At 73.9% G+C, this 17,295-nt stretch carries 10 protein-coding genes and 1 pseudogene; 3 read left to right on the top strand and 8 right to left on the bottom strand.

Going from position 1 to position 17,295, the window contains the following annotated elements; translation table 11 throughout:
- Nucleotides 1-5: 5 nt before the first annotated feature.
- From ET495_RS18090 to ET495_RS07940, 3 genes and pseudogenes are all read left to right on the top strand, one after another.
- Nucleotides 6-1,520, top strand: coding sequence for a hypothetical protein (locus ET495_RS18090; RefSeq protein ID WP_129204043.1), 1,515 nt, complete (start codon nt 6-8; stop codon nt 1,518-1,520).
- Nucleotides 1,517-2,554, top strand: coding sequence for a DUF8094 domain-containing protein (locus ET495_RS07945; RefSeq protein WP_129204041.1), 1,038 nt, complete (start codon nt 1,517-1,519; stop codon nt 2,552-2,554). Before ET495_RS18090 ends, ET495_RS07945 begins: the two co-directional genes overlap by 4 nt.
- 12 nt (nt 2,555-2,566) lie before the next feature.
- Nucleotides 2,567-3,513: pseudogene (locus ET495_RS07940) on the top strand (co-chaperone YbbN).
- A 109-nt stretch (nt 3,514-3,622) separates the two neighbouring features.
- Here ET495_RS07940 and glgB read toward each other — a convergent pair.
- The 8 genes from glgB to ET495_RS19390 all read right to left on the bottom strand — a co-directional run bounded on the left by glgB (nt 3,623) and on the right by ET495_RS19390 (nt 17,265).
- Nucleotides 3,623-5,854 (bottom strand): 1,4-alpha-glucan branching protein GlgB, encoded by a 2,232-nt coding sequence (gene glgB / locus ET495_RS07935; RefSeq protein WP_129204039.1) that lies wholly within the window; start codon nt 5,852-5,854, stop codon nt 3,623-3,625.
- A 101-nt stretch (nt 5,855-5,955) separates the two neighbouring features.
- A complete protein-coding gene (locus ET495_RS07930) occupies nt 5,956-7,329 on the bottom strand; it encodes an NCS2 family permease (protein WP_162616405.1) in 1,374 nt (457 codons plus the stop codon).
- A 206-nt stretch (nt 7,330-7,535) separates the two neighbouring features.
- Nucleotides 7,536-8,906 (bottom strand): phosphotransferase, encoded by a 1,371-nt coding sequence (locus ET495_RS07925; protein WP_129204035.1) that lies wholly within the window; start codon nt 8,904-8,906, stop codon nt 7,536-7,538.
- Nucleotides 8,903-10,861, bottom strand: a complete 1,959-nt coding sequence (gene treS, locus ET495_RS07920; RefSeq protein WP_245993369.1) for a maltose alpha-D-glucosyltransferase — start codon at nt 10,859-10,861, stop codon at nt 8,903-8,905. Before treS ends, ET495_RS07925 begins: the two co-directional genes overlap by 4 nt.
- Nucleotides 10,858-12,939, bottom strand: coding sequence for an alpha-1,4-glucan--maltose-1-phosphate maltosyltransferase (locus ET495_RS07915; RefSeq protein ID WP_129205940.1), 2,082 nt, complete (start codon nt 12,937-12,939; stop codon nt 10,858-10,860). The genes treS and ET495_RS07915 overlap by 4 nt, the downstream gene beginning before the upstream one ends.
- Before the next feature lie 375 nt (nt 12,940-13,314).
- Nucleotides 13,315-15,024, bottom strand: a complete 1,710-nt coding sequence (locus ET495_RS07910; RefSeq protein WP_129204031.1) for an FAD-binding dehydrogenase — start codon at nt 15,022-15,024, stop codon at nt 13,315-13,317.
- 10 nt (nt 15,025-15,034) lie between these two features.
- Nucleotides 15,035-16,768, bottom strand: coding sequence for a glycogen debranching protein GlgX (gene glgX / locus ET495_RS07905; protein ID WP_342770159.1), 1,734 nt, complete (start codon nt 16,766-16,768; stop codon nt 15,035-15,037).
- On the bottom strand, nt 16,747-17,265 hold the full coding sequence (locus tag ET495_RS19390) for a hypothetical protein (protein ID WP_342770163.1): 519 nt from the start codon (nt 17,263-17,265) through the stop codon (nt 16,747-16,749). Before ET495_RS19390 ends, glgX begins: the two co-directional genes overlap by 22 nt.
- Between the last annotated feature and the right edge of the window lie 30 nt (nt 17,266-17,295).

Below are 17,295 nucleotides of genomic sequence, written 5' to 3'. Positions count from 1 at the left end.
CCTCGGTGCTGCGGAGATTGCTCGGGACCGCCCTGATCGTCCTGGGCTTGGTGGCGGCCGGCCTCGGGGTCGCGTCGGCGACGGTCTGGCGTGAGCCCGACTCCGTCGTCGCCACGGCGACCCCCCAGGGTGACGGCACGCTCGTCGTGACCGACCCGGGCGTGCTCGAGCTCGTCGGCGCCGACGTCACGGTGGCCGCGCGGGTGCCCGGCGACGGGAGGGTCACGCTCGCGATCGGCCGCGACGTCGACGTCGACGGCTGGGTGGGCATCGACCACTACACGCGAGTCCGCGGCCTGAGCGACTGGACGACGCTCGCCGCGGCGAGCGTCGTGCCCGAGATCCCCGCGCCCGCCGAGGGCGAGGAAGCGCCCGTGCCGACACCGGGAGCAGATCCGGCAGGCAACGACATGTGGGTCGTCGAGGCGACAGGGGAGGGCTCGGCCACGCTGCGGTGGGACGACCGCCCGGGGCGGTGGTCGCTCCTGGCAGCGGGAGTCGGCGACGACGCCGTCGCCCCGACCGTCGAGCTGACCTGGCCGCGGACCGCCGGCACCCCGTGGCTGTGGCGGGGCGTGGGCGCCGGCATCGTGCTCGTGCTCGGCGGGGTCGCGCTGCTGCTGCTGCGCCGCAAGAGCCCTGCCCCGGCGGTTCCCGGGCCCGCGGGCGACGGCACCGGGAGCGCAGCGGAAGGCACCGCCGGCAGCATGCCCGGTGCCACGGGTGCCACGGGTGCCACGGGTGCCACAGGTGCCACAGGTGACACGGGTGCCACCGGCGACGCCGGCTCCACCGGCGACGACGTCGCCGACGGCGTCGGCGACACCGGACCTTGGGACGTGCCGACGGCGTCGGCTGCGGACGAGGCGGACCCTCCGGTGGCGACCGGCAGGCGGATGCGCGGGCGCAGGCACCGCGCCAAGGACACCGGCGAGGGGGCCGAGGAGTCGCGCGGCGACGCGCCGGCCCCGGGTGCTGCGGAGGGCGGGCCCGACGAGTCCGCGAGCGCGCCCGCGGCGTGGTCCGCGAGGCAGGACGCGGGCCCCGATGCCCAGGCCGAGAAGCCCGAGCGTCCCGCGCTGCTGAGCCGGCGCGCGCGTCGGCGCGCCCTGGCCGCACCGGATGCCGAGGCCGAGCGCGCCGCACCGGAGGCCCCGCCCGCGCAGGCCGACACGCAGGGCTCCGCTGAGCGCGCCGGGACGGACGGGCCCGCGGGCGCGGAGCCGACGGACGCCGCAGGCGATGCCCGCACGGTCACGGGCTCGATGCCCCTCATCACGCGCCGCGAGCTGCGCGAGCAGGAGGAGGCGCGCAGAGCGGCCGAGCAGACCGGGATCACCGGCAAGCTGCGTGCGCTGACCGGAGCCATCCCGGTGGTCCGCCAGTCGCCGCCGGCGCCGCCGGCCACGGACGCGGCGACGGCGCCCACCCGGGCGAGCCGCTCGCGGGCCTGGCGTCAGGCGTGGGGGTTCGACCCTGAGGCGACCGAGGAACGACACGACGAGGGAGGTGCCCGATGACGTCCATGACCCCCCGCCGGCACGGCGCGCGGGGGGCCGCGCTCTGCGGTCTGCTCGCCGCCGGCTTCGCCCTGGGCGGCTGTGCGGCGACGCCGCCGGCGCCGGCGCCCGACGCCGCCGCCGTCAGTCCGGTGCTCTCGATCGACCAGAACGCACGCGTGCTCGAGGCCGTCAACGCCGCGCTCGCGGCGGCGTCGGAGGCGACGGACCCCGAGATGCTCGCGGGGCGCGTGACCGGCCCCGCGCTGACGGTCCGCACCAGCCAGCTCCAGGTCGCCCAGATTCGCGGGAGTGCCGACCTGGTGACCGACCTGCCGTCGGAGTACCTCCAGATCATCCTGCCGGCGACGGACGGCTGGCCGCGTACGTCGTTCGCCATCACGAAGGCGACCGACGAGCTCCAGCCGCCGCGGCTGATCGCGCTGACCCAGGACTCGCCGCGAGACCCGTACAAGCTGTGGGGCTGGGTGCAGCTTCGGCCCGGCGTGACCATGCCCCGGTTCGCCGACCCCAAGCTGGGCAGCGAGCTGCTCGCGGAGGACGACGCGTCGCTGAAGGTGAGCCCGAGGGACGTCGTCGCTCAATATGCCGACCTGATCACCACAGGCGACCAGTCCGCCTTCGTGGACACTTTCGAGCCCGCCGAGGAAGACCCCTTCCGGGCGCTGCTCGCGTCGGCCGCCGCGGCCCAGCTCAGAAACCTCGAACCGGACAACCCTGCGATCCAGGGCACCTACACGTTCTCGGCGACGCCGACGCCCGGCGTCGCCATCCAGACCGTGCGCACGGCCGACGGCGGCGCGATGGTGCTGGCCGCGCTCGACGCGACCGAGCAGATGGCGGCGGTCGAGAACGCGAAGCTCGCGCCGTCCACGAAGACGGGCCAGGCGCTGCTCCAGGGGCAGACGGTGACCAACAGGCTCAGCAGCGGGTTCTCCGACATGGTGGCGCTGTTCGTACCGCCGGTCGGCTCCGACGAGCGGGTCAAGCTGCTGGGGTACTCGCACGTGCAGACCTCGGCCACGATCGGCTGACAAGATAGCGCCATGAGCACTTCTCCTGAGCCGGCATTCTCAGTGCGCGGCGCCGTCGACCTGTCCGCGCTCCAGCGCCCGCAGTCGCCGCCACCGGGGGAGCCCGGCGGCGCCCCGGCAGCAGGCGGCTACGTGCTGGACCTGACCGAGGAGTCGTTCCCGCAGGTCGTGCAGGACTCCGCGACGTACCCCGTCGTCGTGCTGCTGTGGATCCCGACCGACCAGGCGAACGCCGAGCTCGGGACGCTGCTGGGGCGGCTGGCCGACGAGTACGCCGGGCGGTTCCTGCTCGCGCGCGTCGACGCGCAGGCCCTCCCGCAGGTCGCCGCCGCGTTCCGCGTCGAGGGCGTCCCGACCGTCGTCGCCGTGCTGCAGGGCCAGCCGCTGCCGCTGTTCGCCGGTGCCGCACCCGAGGACCAGGTCCGGGCCGTGCTCGACCAGGTGCTCGCCGCCGCCGAGCAGAACGGCATCGTCGGGCGGGCCCCCGCGCAGGGCGCCGTCGAGGACGACGGGCAGGCCGCCGCCCAGCCCGAGCCGGAGCCCGAGCTGCCCCCCTGCACCAGGACGCGTACGACGCCATCGAGCGGGGTGACTACGAGGCCGCGATCGCCGCATACGAGAAGGCCCTGCGGCAGGACCCCAAGGACGCGCTCGCGACCGCCGGGCTCGCGCAGGTGCGCCTGCTGGCGCGCACGCACGACGTGAACCTCCAGGCCGTGCGCGACGCCGGGGCGCAGGCTCCGGCGGACGTCGAGGCGCAGCTCGCCGTCGCCGACCTCGACATGCTGGGCGGCAAGGTCACCGACGCCTTCGAGCGCCTGCTCGACCTCCTGCCGGGCGCCGACGCGGACGCCAAGGAGCAGGTGCGCGCGAGGCTCGTGGAGTACTTCGAGATCGTCGGCCCCGCCGACCCGCGCGTGGCCAAGGCTCGCCAGCGGCTCGCGATCAGCCTGTACTGAACCACCCGCACCACGACCCGCCCGCGCCGCGAGCGCGGAGAAGCCTCGGGCCCGGCCCCCGTCAGGGGGCCGGGCCCGAGGCTTCTCGCGCAGTGACCGGCTCCGGGGCTCAGTCCTCCGGTACGAGCACCAGCGCGCCCAGCGGAGGCACGCGCACCGCGGCCGAGTGCGACCGGCCGTGCCACGGCACCGGCTCGGCGGGCACCGTGCCGGCGTTGACCACGCCCGATCCGCCGTACGTCTCGGAGTCGGTGTTGAACGCCTCGCGCCACACGCCCCCGAAGGGCAGGGCGAGACGGTAGCCCTCGTGCGGGATGCCCGCGAAGTTGACGACGACGACGACGGGCTTGCCCGCCTTGTCCTTGCGCAGGTAGGCGAGCGTGTTGTGGTCGGCGTCGTTCGAGTCGATCCACTCGAAGCCGTCGGGCGTGAAGTCTCGCTCCCACAGCGACGGCGTCGCCTTGTAGAAGATGTTGAGGTCGCGCACCAGGCGCGCGATGGCCGCGTGCGACGGGTTGTCGAGCAGCCACCAGTCCAGGCCGACGCTCTCGTTCCACTCGGCGTCCTGCGCGAACTCCGACCCCATGAACAGCAGCTGCTTGCCCGGGTGCGTCCACATGTAGGCGAGGAACGCGCGCACGCCCGCGAGCTGCTGCCAGCGGTCGCCCGGCATCTTGCGCAGCAGCGAGCCCTTGCCGTGCACGACCTCGTCGTGGCTGATGGGCAGCACGTACTGCTCGGAGAACGCGTAGATGAGCGAGAAGGTCAGCTCGCCGTGGTGGTAGCGGCGGTACATCGGGTTCTCCGCGATGTAGCGCAGCGAGTCGTTCATCCAGCCCATGTTCCACTTGAGGCCGAACCCGAGCCCGCCGTGCGCCGTCTGGGCGGTGACGCCGGGGAACGCCGTCGACTCCTCGGCGATCATCATGACGCCGGGGGAGCGGCGGTACGCCGTCGCGTTGGCCTCCTGGAGGAACGAGATCGCCTCCAGGTTCTCGCGGCCGCCGTACTGGTTGGGCGCCCACTCGCCGTCGTTGCGCGAGTAGTCGAGGTAGAGCATCGAGGCCACCGCGTCGACGCGCAGCGCGTCCACGTGGAACTCTTCGAACCAGTAGGTGGCGTTGGCGACGAGGAAGTTGCGCACCTCGGTGCGCCCGTAGTCGAAGACGTACGTGCCCCAGTCGGGGTGCTCGCCGCGGCGCGGGTCCGGGTGCTCGTACAGCGGCGTGCCGTCGAAGCGCGCGAGCGCGAAGTCGTCCTTGGGGAAGTGCGCCGGCACCCAGTCGACGACGACGCCGATGCCCGCCTGGTGCAGCCGGTCGATGAGGTGGCGCAGGTCGTCGGGGTGGCCGAAGCGTGAGGTGGGCGCGTAGTACGACGTGACCTGGTAGCCCCACGAGCCGCCGAACGGGTGCTCGGCGACCGGCATGAACTCGACGTGCGTGAAGCCCTGCTCGGCGACGTACGCGGTGAGCTGGTCGGCCAGCTCGCGGTAGCCGAGCCCGGGCCGCCACGAGCCCAGGTGGACCTCGTAGACGCTGATGGGGCCCGAGTGCGGGTCGCGCCGCGCGCGTGCCGTCATCCACTCCAGGTCGTCCCACTCGTGCTGGGTGTGGACGACGACGGAGGCCGTCGCGGGCGGCACCTCGGTGCCCTTGGCCATGGGGTCGGCCTTGGCGCGCCACCCGTCGTCGGGGCCGAGGATCTCGTACTTGTACCGCGTGCCCTCGCCGACGCCGGGCACGAAGATCTCCCACACGCCCGTCGAGCCGAGCGATCGCATCGGGTGGACGGGCGTCCAGCGGTTGTGGTCGCCGACCAGGCGCACGCCGCGCGCGTTGGGGGCCCACACCGCGAAGCCCGTTCCCTCGACGTCGCCCAGGGTGCTGGAGTACCGGTGCGGGTTGGCGCCCAGTGCTCGCCACAGCTCCTCGTGACGGCCCTCGCCGATGAGGTGCAGGTCCATGGACCCGAGCGTGGGCAGGAACCGGTAGGGGTCGTCGGCCGTCTGCGCGTCGGCGCCGTAGCGGGTGCGGATGCGGTAGTCGGGGGCGTGCGCGGCGCGGTCGTCGCCGACCGGTGCCGGCACCACGGCCTCCCACACCCCGGCCGCCTCGTGGCGGGCGGGGAACTCGCCGTCCGCGGTCACCACGACGACCTCGTCGGCCAGCGGGCGCAGGGCGCGCACGACGGCCCAGGCCGAGCCGTCCGCGCTGGTCGGCATGAGGTGCGGACCGAGCACCGAGTGCGGGTCGTGGGTGTGTCCCTGGGCGACGGCGGTGAAGACCGCGGGGTCGACGGCAGGGGCGGTGGGTGGCGTGCTGACAGGGCCGTTCGTCATGGTGCCCACCTTTCCACGCCGGTGTTTCGTGTGCGTGCTCAAGGCGTAGGCGGCTCGCGATCCGGGCGTTGCGGCGAGCCCGGATCGCAAGCTTCATCCGCTCAGGCGAGGAACTGCAGGACGAACAGCGCGCCGATGGTCGCGGCCGGCCAGGTGATCTCGCGCCGGCGGCCCGTGGCGACCTTGAGGACGACGTAGGAGACGAGCGCGAACGCGACGCCGTTGGCGATCGAGAACGTCAGCGGCATGACGGCGATCGCGAGGAACGCAGGGACCGCCTCGGTGACGTCGGAGAAGTCGACCTGCTTGACCTGCGCCATCATGAGGCAGCCCACGAAGATGAGCGCGGGGCCGGTGGCGACCAGCGGGATCAGCGGGACGAACGGTGCCGCGGCGAGCACCAGGACGAACATCCCGGCGGTGACGAGCGAGGTCAGGCCGGTGCGCCCGCCCTCGTTGATGCCCGACGCCGAGGAGACGACGGTCGCGGTCGACGAGGATCCGAGGAGCGCGCCCCCGGCGGTGCCGACGGCGTCGGCGAGCAGGCCCCTCTCGAGGCCGACGACGTCGCCTTTCGCGTCCACCATCCCGGCGGCCGACGCGACGCCGAAGATCGTGCCGAGCGAGTCGAGCGCGTTGACCAGGGTGTGCGCGAGCACCATGGCGAGCACGACGGCGAGCACGTGGCCCAGGTTGCCCAGGCCGAGGAAGCTGCCGAAGTCGAGCCCGAGGAGCGAGTACCGGCCGAAGTCGGCGAACTGCTCGCCGAGGTTGAAGGTGAAGTTCTCGGGCAGGGCCGTCTGACCGGTCGCGAAGGCGAGCAGCGTGGTGGCGAAGATGCCGATGAGGACGGCGCCCTTGATCTTGCGCGCGTGCAGCACCGTCATCAGGAGGAACCCGGCGAGGGCGAGGACGGCGCCGAGAACCTGGCTGCGCACCGCGGGGTCGGCGTGGTTCCAGCCGGAGAAGTTCACCAGGGTGACGAGCGTGCCGCCGCTGGCCACGACGATGCCGGACTGGCGCAGCCCGAGCAGCGTGATGAACAGGCCGATGCCGGCACCCAGCGAGACCTTGATGTTGCGCGGGATGCCGTCGATGATCTTCTGCCGCACGCCGGTCGCCGAGAGCACGACGAACAGCGACCCGGACAGCAGCACGAGCGCGAGCGCCATCTGGAAGACCTGCACGTCGGTCAGGGTGGCCGGTGCGGCGAGCAGGCCGATCGCCGGCATGACGGTGAACGCGAGGTACGAGCCGAGGCCCATGCCGGGGGCCTGCACGAACGGCAGGTTGGCGAGGAAGGCCATGAGCAGGGAGCCGAGGATCGAGGCGAGCACGGCGGCGATGAAGACGGCGTTCGCGATGCCGGGGTTCGGGGCGGCGGCGCCGACGGCCGCGGCGGCGCCGCCGGCCATCATGCCGGGGATGGCCAGCACGGTGAAGACCGACGCGAAGAACGTCGTCAGCCCGGCCATGACCTCGACGCGGACGCTGGTCCGGTGCTCGCTGAGACGGAAGAGCCGTTCGAGGGTGGGGCGGGGGCCGGACGCCGGGGGCGTCGTGGGAGCAGGGGTTGCGTTTTTGTACGTGGTTGGCGCAGACACGAAGAGAAGTGTCATCGCCCGCGCCGCACTTGACGCACACCTGGCGTGAAGGACGCCGCGATGGGTCGCGCTTGACCTTATCGTGACGTTCGGTCGGTGAGGAGCTCCTCGATCGCCCGCAGCGGGATGTGGACCCAGTGCGGGCGCTGACGGGTCTCGTAGACGACCTCGTAGAGCGCCTTGTCGAGCACGAGGGCGCGCAGCACGGCGTCGCTCAGTGCCGCGTCGCTCGGTGCCGCGTCGCTCGGTGCCGCGTCGCCGTCGCCGTCGTCGCCGCCGCCGCCGTCGCCGCCGTCGCCGTCGACCGCGCGGTAGGCGGCCAGGAACGCCTGCCGCGCGCGCGCCTCCCACGACGGGTCGGCCGCGCCGCCGACGGCGGCGGCGTACCCGAACGAGCGCAGCACGCCTGCGACGTCACGCAACGGCAGGTCGGGCGCGGTGCGCTCGGCCACGGGCCGCTGAGGCTCGCCCTCGAAGTCGAGAACCTGCCAGCCGTCGGCGCCGTAGAGGGCCTGCCCCAGGTGCAGGTCGCCGTGGATGCGCTGGAGCGGGACGGCGGCCAGCCGCGCCTCGAGGTCGTCGAGCACGCGTGCCACGGCGCCGGCGTGCGCCTCCAGCGCCGCGGGCGCGGCCTCGACGGCGGCGCTCGCCCGCGTGCGCAGCCCGGCGACGAAGGCCGTAGGGTCGAGCGTCGCCGTCGTGGGCAGCGCGACCCGCAGGGCGGCGTGCAGGTGCGCGACGACGGTGCCGAGCTCGGCGGCGAGCGCGTCCATCGGCTCGCCGCGCCGGGCGTGCTCGCACGCGAGCTCGAAGCCGTCGCGGGCATCGGGCACCAGGGCCGCCAGCACGGCCAGGTGCGCCGGCGCCGACCCCGGCAGCGCGGCCTCGACCGCGCCCAGGAAGCGTGGTGTGCCGGCGAACCCTGCCGCGGTGAGCGCCTGGGGCACCGTCACGTCGGGGTGGTCTCCGCCCGCGACCGTGCGCAGGATCTTGAGCATCGCCCCGTGCGGGGCGCCGTCGGGCCGCACCGCGGGCAGGACGACGGAGGTGTTCGACTGCTCGCCCGCGATGGCGTGCCCGCCCGTGAGGTCCGGGGCCGCCACCCCCGCGGCGTGCAGCAGCGCGGCCCAGGCGGCGGGGTGGACGCCGCCGTCGTGGACGGCGACGCCGGCCGCGGTGCCGATGTATCCCGGTGCCGCGTGCTCGTCGCGTCCCGCGGGCGTCACGACGAGGGGCACCTGCAGGACGGTGTCGGCCATGCGCAGCAGGGCCAGGACGACGTCGGGCGAGCCGTCGACGGTGACCTCGAGCCACGGCGTCGGGCGGCCCGTGAGCCCGCCGGGGAACCAGCGGCGGCCGGGCGCCCACGCGGCGACGAGGTCGGTGACGTCCGCCGGTAGGTGCGACCCGGCCGGGACGACGCGCACGGCATCGGGTCCGAGGCTCACCGTTCGCCCGCCGCGCCGGCCGGCGCACCCGCCGTCGGGGCAGCCCCCGAGGCCACCCCCGTGGACGACGGCGTGCCCGCCGCGGTCGCGGTGCTCGCGCCGTGCGCGGTAACGGAAGCGGTGCCGGACGTGGTGCCGGCGGTCGTCGTGCCCGCGGCCGCGGCCGTGGTCGTCGCCGGTGCCGCCTCGGGCGCCGGCGGTGCGAGCGCCAGCCAGTAGAAGTCGCGTGAGCCCCAGGTCAGCCGCAGCATGCCGTCGGCCCCGATCGTCGGGAACGTGGCCCCGCCGAAGACGTCCACCGGGGTCCAGCCCTCGAACCCGTCCACCGCGATGGCCGCCGAGCGCGCCGTCGACGACAGGTTCGCGGCGACCAGGAGCGTCTCGCCGCCCGCCTCGGCGTCGGTGCGGGTGAACGCGAGGATCGCCTCGTCGTCGGCCGTGCGGGCCACGAAGTCGCCCGTGCCGAACGTCGGGTGCAGGCGGCGCACCGCGAGCATGCCGTGGATCCAGTGCAGCAGCGACGTCGGCTGCGCGAGCTGGGCCTCGACGTTGTGCTGCGCGTAGTGGAAGACGAGCGACTGCACGAGCGGCAGGTAGAGCTTGCCGGGGTCGGCCGTCGAGAACCCGGCGTTGCGGTCGGGCGTCCACTGCATCGGGGTGCGCACCGAGTCACGGTCGGGCAGCCAGATGTTGTCGCCCATGCCGATCTCGTCGCCGTAGTACAGGCAGGGGCTGCCGGGCAGCGAGAGCAGCAGCGCGTGCGCGAGCTCGATCTCCTTGCGCGAGTTGTCCAGCAGCGGGGCGAGCCGGCGCCGGATGCCGACGTTGGCGCGCATGCGCGGGTCCTGGGCGTACCAGCCGTACATCGACGCGCGTTCCTCGGTCGAGACCATCTCGAGCGTGAGCTCGTCGTGGTTGCGCAGGAACGTGGACCACTGCCCGCCCTTGGCGGGGATGCCGGGTGTGTCGGCCATGATGTCGAGGATCTGGCGCGCCCGCTGGTCGCGCAGCGCGTAGTAGATGCGCGGCATGACCGGGAAGTGGAAGCACATGTGGCACTCGGGCTCGTCCTCGGTGCCGAAGTACTCGACGACGTCCTGAGGCCACTGGTTGGCCTCGGCGAGGATGATGCGGCCCGGGAACTCGGCGTCGATGACCCGGCGCACCTTGCGCAGGAACGCGTGCGTCTCGGGCAGGTTCTCGCAGTTGGTCCCCTCGGCCTCGAACAGGTACGGCACGGCGTCCAGGCGGAACCCGTCGACGCCGATCTGCAGCCAGAACCGGGCGACGTCGAGCATCGCGTCCACCACACGCGGGTTCTCGAAGTTGAGGTCCGGCTGGTGGCTGAAGAACCGGTGCCAGAAGTACTGCCGGCGCACCGGGTCGAACGTCCAGTTCGAGGTCTCGGTGTCCACGAAGATGATGCGCGCGTCCTGGTAGCGCGTGTTGTCGTCGCTCCACACGTAGAAGTCGCCGTACGGCCCCTCGGGGTCCGATCGGGACGCCTGGAACCACGGGTGCTGGTCGCTCGTGTGGTTCATGACGAGGTCGACGACGACGCGGATGCCGCGCGCGTGCGCCTCCTCGATGAGCTCGGTGAAGTCCGACGTCGTGCCGAACTGGGGGGCGATCGCCGTGTAGTCGGACACGTCGTAGCCGCCGTCGCGCAGCGGCGACGGGTAGAAGGGGGGCAGCCACAGGCAGTCGACGCCGAGCCACTGCAGGTAGTCGAGCCGCTGGATGATCCCGCGGAGGTCGCCCGTGGCGTCGCCGTCGGCGTCGGAGAACGCCCGCACGATGACCTCGTAGAAGACGGCCTTGCGGTACCAGTCCGGGTCGTCGTCCAGGCCCGGCCGGCCCAGCGGCGGCGGCTCGGGCTGGCGGCCGGGCGGCAGCGCCTGGATCGGCAGCGGTGCGGTCACCGGCCGGGGGACGTCGCTCGCCGCGGCGTTCATCCCCGGCCTACCTGGAGCACATGGGCCACCTGCGCGCGGGGGTCCAGACGGACGAACGGGTGCGCCCCCCACGGGTAGGACGCGCCGGTCAGCAGGTCGCGCGCCTCGAAGAACGCGGCGCTGCCGTCGGTGCCGGGCGGCGGGGTGAGGCCGAGCGCGTCGAGGTCGAGGTGGATCGTCGACTCCTGCGCGCCCCACGGGTCGAGGTTGAGCACGACCAGCACGACGTCGTCGCTGTGCCCGGGCTCCGCGGCGGGGTCGCCGCTCGCGAGCGGCAGGTGCTCGGCGCGCACGCGCCGCGAGTACACCAGGACGTTGCCGTTGTCGGACTGGTGCACCGCGAGGTTGCGCAGCTGCTGGAGCGCGGGATGCTCGCGGCGCACCTCGTTGAGCCGGGTCAGCAGCCGCGAGATGCCGATGCCGTCCGCGTGCTCCCAGGGGCGCGGCTTGAACTCGTACTTCTCGTTGTCGACCTGTTCCTCGACGCCCGGTCGCGGCACGTTCTCCACGAGCTCGTAGCCGGAGTAGATGCCCCAGGTCGGGCTGCCGGTGGCGGCCAGGACGGCACGCACGGCGAAGCCGCCGACGCCGCCGTGCTGGAGGTAGGGCGGGAGGATGTCGTGCGTCGTCGGCCAGAACGACGGGCGCATGACCGAGCCCTGCGGCCCGGAGACCTCCTGCAGGTAGTCGAGGATCTCGTCCTTGTGGTTGCGCCACGTGAAGTACGTGTACGACTGGTGGAACCCGATGCGGGCGAGGGTCGCCATCATCGCGGGCTTGGTGAACGCCTCGGACAGGAACAGCACGTGCGGGTGCCTGGCGTGCACCTGCGCGAGCAGCCACTCCCAGAAGTCGAGCGGCTTGGTGTGCGGGTTGTCGACGCGGAACAGCGTCACCCCGCGCTCGATCCACACCTCGACGACGCGCAGGATCTCCTCGCGCAGCCCGACCGGGTCGTTGTCGAAGTACAGCGGGTAGATGTCCTGGTACTTCTTGGGCGGGTTCTCGGCGTAGGCGATGGTGCCGTCGGCGCGCGTCCTGAACCACTCCGGATGTGCGGTGACCCACGGGTGGTCGGGCGAGCACTGCAGGGCCAGGTCGAGGGCGACCTCGAGACCGTTGTCGGCCGCAGCCTGCACGAACGCCCGGAAGTCGTCCTCGGTGCCCAGGTCGGGGTGGATGGCGTCGTGCCCGCCCTCGGCCGCGCCGATGGCGTAGGGGCTGCCGGGGTCGCCCGGCTTGGCGTCGAGCGAGTTGTTGCGGCCCTTGCGGAACTGCGTGCCGATGGGGCTGACCGGCGTCAGGTACACGACGTCGAAGCCCATGCCGGCGATGGCGGGCAGGCGTCGTGCCGCCGTCGTGAACGTGCCCGACGTCCACGTGCCGTCCTCGCCGCGCACGGCGCCCTCCGAGCGCGGGAAGATCTCGTACCACGAGCCGTACAGCGCCCGACGGCGGTGCACCCGCAGCGGGTATGTGGCGCTCGGCGAGACCATCTCGCGCAGCGGGCTGCGCGTCAGGGCGTCCCGGACCGCCTGCGTGGTGGCGATCGCGAGGCGAGCCTCGGGCAGCCGGCTCGTGTCACCGAGGATCTGCGCGGCCTCGGCGAGGGTCGCAGCGTCCTCGGGGCTGCGGGCGGCCTGCTCCTCGGGCGCGGTGATGCGCTCGAACAGCAGCACGCCCTCGGCGAGCATGAGCTCCTGGTCGATGCCGGCCTCGAACTTGACCGTCGCGTCGTGCGCCCACGTCGCGTACGGGTCGCCCCACGCCTCGACACGGAACGACCAGTCGCCCTCGGCGTCGGGCTGGAGGAACCCCTGGAAGCGGTCGAGGCCCGGTGCGATGTCGCGCATGGGGGCCGTCTGGCGGACGGTGCCGTCGGGCGCGACGAGCACCGCCGTCGCGTTGACGGCGTCGTGACCCTCGCGGAACACGGTCGCCTCCACGGGCACGACCTCGCCGACGCTCGCCTTGGCGGTCCAGCGCCCGCCCTCGACGACGGGGGAGACCTCGACGACGGGGATGCGGCCGATCGAGGCGTGCGGGGCGGGCTCGGGAACGGCGGCCCCGACGGTCACGGGGACGTGGTGCGCGGTGGGTTCGCGGACGTCCGCGACGGACGCAGCGGAGCCCGGACCGGCCTGGGCGTCGGCCGCGACCCGTTTGCGCGCGGGTGCTGCGGCGCGCCGCTTGGGTGCTGCCTTCGCCGTCTTCGCCGGCGCGGCCGGCGTCTCGGCCGCGGTGGCCTGCGTCGTCGCTGCCGGGGTGGTTCGTCTGGTCGCTGTCACGCGACCACGCTAACCAGCGCGATAGGCCCACGCGCGCGCTGGACGCGCCGCCACACCGAGACCCGACGGAAATCAGCCCTCCTGCGGCCACCGAGACGAGGCGCGCCCCGCCCCGCGACGCGCCAGCCGTCGCCCCGGTGGCATCGCGGGCCGTTCATCGGCTGCTCACCCGAGCGCCCGCGACGTGACGTGGGCCGTGTGCAGGCAGCCGCCCAGGAACGTGCCCTCGAGCGCGCGGCGGCCGTGGGCGCCGCCACCGCCGAACCCGGCGGCCTCGCCCACGGCCCACAGGCCGTCGAGCACCGAGCCGTCGGCGCGCAGCGCCCGGCCGCTCTCGTCGCACCACAGGCCGCCCAGGGTCTTGCGCGTCAGCACCGACAAGCGCACCGCGAGCAGGGGTCCGTCCTTCGGGTCTGTGAGCGCGCGCGGCGTGGCCACACGCATGTGGCGGTCGACCCGGTACCGCCGCGCGGCGGCCGTCGCCGTCACCTGAGGATCTTTGCCCAGCCCGCTGGACACCTGGGCGTCGCGCAGCGCGACGAGGCGTGCGAGCTCGTCGGCGTCCACGTGACCTGCCGAGCCGGGGGTGGCCTCGGTGAGCGCGTTCATCCGGGCGGCCAGCGCCGCCGTCGTCGGCGCCCACAGGAACTCGGGCGAGCGCTCGGCGAACGTCGCGACGGGGCCCAGCGCGCCGGGCAGCACGCGGCGGGTCAGCAGCCGCACGTCCCGCCCGGTGAGGTCGGGGTTCTGCTCGGAGCCGGAGAGCGCGAACTCGGACTCGAGGATCGCCTTGTTGAGCACGAACCACGAGTGGTCGTGCCCGTTGCGGGTGACGTGCGTCAGCGCCCCGAGCGCGTCGAAACCGGGGAACAGCGGCGCGGGCAGCCGGTGGCCGTCGGCGTCGAGCCACAGCGCCGAGGGCCCGGCCAGGATGCGGATGCCGTGGCGGGTCCACACGGGCGAGTGGTCGGCGACGCCCTCGGGGTAGTGCCACATGCGGTCCTCGTGGACGAGGGCTGCGCCCGCCGCCGCGGCCACGTCCAGCCCCAGCCCGTCGGTCGAGTCCGGCACGCCCTGGAGCATGCGCTCGGGCAGCGCCCCGGCCGCCGGGTCCCAGCGCGCCCGTGCGGCGTCGTGGTTCGCGCCGATGCCGCCCGAGGCGACGACGACGGCGCCGGCCGCCAGCTCGACCTCGCCCACGACGTCGCGCGACGACGGCGCCGACCGGCCGCGGTACGGCAGCCGGGCGCGCGCGGCGGCGTCGTCGGCCAGGATCTCGGCGCGCACCCCGGTCACCCGGCCGCCGGTGACCACGAGCGAGGTGACGCGGTGCCGGAAGCGGATCGTCAGCCGCCCGGCGTCGTGCAGGCGCCGGGCGTGCGCGACGAACGGCGTCAGGAGCGCCGGGCCCGTGCCCCAGGTGACGTGGAAGCGGGGCACCGAGTTGCCGTGCGCGCCGTCCGGGCCGAGCGCGTACCCGCCGCGCTCGGCCCACTGCACCAGCGGGAAGAAGCGCACCCCCAGGCCGTGCAGCCACGAACGCATCGGGCCGGCGGAGAACTCGACGTAGCGCCGGGCCCACGCGTACCCGTGCCGATCGGGGCCCTCGCCGTGCTCCGCACCCGGCGCGAACTCGGCCGAGCCGCGCCAGTCGTCCCAGGCGAGGGCCGCCGAGTCGCGCACCCCCAGGCGCCGCTGCTCGGGGGTGTCCACCAGGAACAGCCCGCCGAACGACCACCACGCCTGCCCGCCCAGCGAGTCGGGATGCTCCTGGTCGAGCACGACGACACGGCGGCCGGCGTCGGCGAGCCGGGTGGCGGTGACCAGGCCCGACAGGCCCGCTCCGATGACGACGACGTCGGCGTCTGCGCGCATGGCGCGCAGGCTACTCCTTTGCGGCGGCCGCGCCCCGTCGGCCCACGAACACCTGCACGCTGAGCGCCTCGAGGGTCGTGCCGTCGTCGGGCTCGTCGCCCCACGACTGGGCGGGGCTGTCCCACGTCGAGCTCCACGCGCGCTCCCACGGGCCTGCCCCGGGCAGGAGCGGCGGCAGCGTGACGTCGAGGTCGTCGAGCCGGCCGTTGAGCACCACGAGCACGTCGGCGTCGTGAGCCGAGGGGCCGGGACGCAGCATCTGCACGACGCGCCGCTCGGGCTCGTTCCACGCGGCGTGGTCCATGGGCGCACCGTGCTCGGTGAACCACAACAGGTCGGCGAACGTCTCCCCGGGCCGCGGGGTGCCCAGGAAGAACGAGTCGGCACGCAGCGCGGGGTGCTCGCGGCGCAGCGCCAGCAGCAGCTTGGTCGTGTCCAGCAGCTCGCGCGCGGCCTCGTCGTGCGTCCAGTCGACCCACGACACCTCGGTGTCGAGCGCGTAGGCGTTGTTGTTGCCGTCCTGGCTGCGCCCGAACTCGTCGCCCGCCGTGATCATCGGCGTGCCCGCGGCCAGCAGCAGCATCGCGAGCAGGTTGCGCTGCGAACGCCGCCGCAGCGGGACGACGGCCGACCACGGCTCGGTGGTGGCGTCGTCGCCGTCGGTGGCATGCCCTTCGACGCCGTGGTTCCACGACAGGTTGTTCGACGTGCCGTCGTGGTTGTCCTCGCCGTTGGCCCAGTTGTGCTTGTGGTCGAAGGCGACGAGGTCGGCGAGGGTGAAACCGTCGTGCGCGGTGACGAAGTTGACCGACGCGACGGGGCCACGCGCGAGCGGCGGGTCGGAGCGGCCGAACAGGTCGGCCGATCCCGACAGGCGCGTGGTCAGCTCGCGGATCCCGTCCATGGGCCGCCCGTGCGAGCCGTCGCGCGCCGAGGAGAGCCAGAACCCGCGGATCGCGTCGCGGAACCTGTCGTTCCACTCGGCCATCGGCGCGGTGAAGCTGCCCGTCTGCCAGCCGCCGGGACCGACGTCCCAGGGCTCGGCGATGAGCTTGAGGTTGTTGAGCACCGGGTCGGTCTGCAGGCTCACGAGGAACGGGTGGTCGGGGGTGAACCCGTACCCGCCGCGCCCGAGCGTCACCGCGAGGTCGAACCGGAAGCCGTCGACGCCCACGACCTGCGCCCAGTAGCGCAGCGAGTCGAGCGCCATCTGTACGACGCGCACCCGGCGGAAGTCGAGCGTGTTGCCCGTGCCGGTGACGTCCGCGAGCGCCGCGGGGGAGTTGCCGTCGTGCAGGTAGTACAGGGCGTTGTCGAGGCCGCGCCAGGACACGTGGAGCTGGTCGTCGCCGCCTTCGCACGTGTGGTTGTAGACGACGTCGAGGATGACCTCGATGCCCGCCTCGTGCAGCTGGCGCACCATCGTGCGCACCTCGTCGAGCACCGCTGCGGGGCCCGCGTCCTGCGCCGCGCGGGTCGCGTACCGGGGCTCGGGGGCGAAGTAGCCGAGCGTCGAGTAGCCCCAGTAGTTGGTCAGCCCGTGCGCCACCAGCCGTGGCTCGGAGGCCGCGGCCTGGATCGGCAGCAGCTCGAGCGTGGTGATCCCGAGGTCCTTGAGGTAGGCGATCGTCACCGGGTGCGCCATGCCGGCGTAGGTGCCGCGCAAGGGTGCTGGCAGGTCCTCGTTCAGCAGGGTGAAACCGCGCACGTGCGCCTCGTAGATCACCGTCTCGGCCCACGGCACGCGCGGGCGCGTGAGGGGCGGCGCCGGGGCGCGGGGTCCATGACGACGCCGTGAGGTACGAACGGCAGCGAGTCGGAGGTGTCCGCCTCCCCGTACCGCTCGGCCACCCACCAGCGCGAGTCGGGCGTGCCGCTCTCGTCGGAGCGCGGGGCGCTGACCGCGCCGAGCGTCTCGCGGCCGTAGACGAGCGACCCCGCGAGCCCGCGCGCGTACGGGTCCACCAGCAGCTTGGCGGGGTTGTGGCGCAGGCCCGCGCGCGGGTCCCACACGCCGTCGGCGCGGAACCCGTAGCGCTGGCCGGGCCGCACGCCCTCGACGTGCGCGTGCCACACGCCGTACGTCGGGCCGAGCAGCGGGACGCGCCGCTCGGCGTAGCGGTCCGGGTCGTGCTCGGGCAGGTCGGGGCGGACGACGTCGATGAGGCAGAAGTCCACGGCCGTCGCGTGCGAGGCGACGACGGCGACGTCGACCCCGCCAGCGGTGGGCGTGACGCCCAGGGGGGAACGTGCGAGCGCCGCGCGGTCGGG

Origin of the sequence: Xylanimonas allomyrinae (assembly GCF_004135345.1) — a bacterium.
GTDB lineage: Bacteria > Actinomycetota > Actinomycetes > Actinomycetales > Cellulomonadaceae > Xylanimonas > Xylanimonas allomyrinae.
This window is presented reverse-complemented; position numbering and strand designations above follow the sequence as displayed.

Coding starts and splice junctions, on each gene's coding strand:
- ET495_RS07945 (WP_129204041.1), top strand. CDS start 1,517: ATGACGTCCATGACCCCCCGCCGGCACGGCGCGCGGGGGGCCGCGCTC.
- glgB (WP_129204039.1), bottom strand. CDS start 5,854: ATGACGAACGGCCCTGTCAGCACGCCACCCACCGCCCCTGCCGTCGAC.
- ET495_RS07930 (WP_162616405.1), bottom strand. CDS start 7,329: ATGGCCGGGCTGACGACGTTCTTCGCGTCGGTCTTCACCGTGCTGGCC.
- treS (WP_245993369.1), bottom strand. CDS start 10,861: ATGAACGCCGCGGCGAGCGACGTCCCCCGGCCGGTGACCGCACCGCTG.
- ET495_RS07910 (WP_129204031.1), bottom strand. CDS start 15,024: ATGCGCGCAGACGCCGACGTCGTCGTCATCGGAGCGGGCCTGTCGGGC.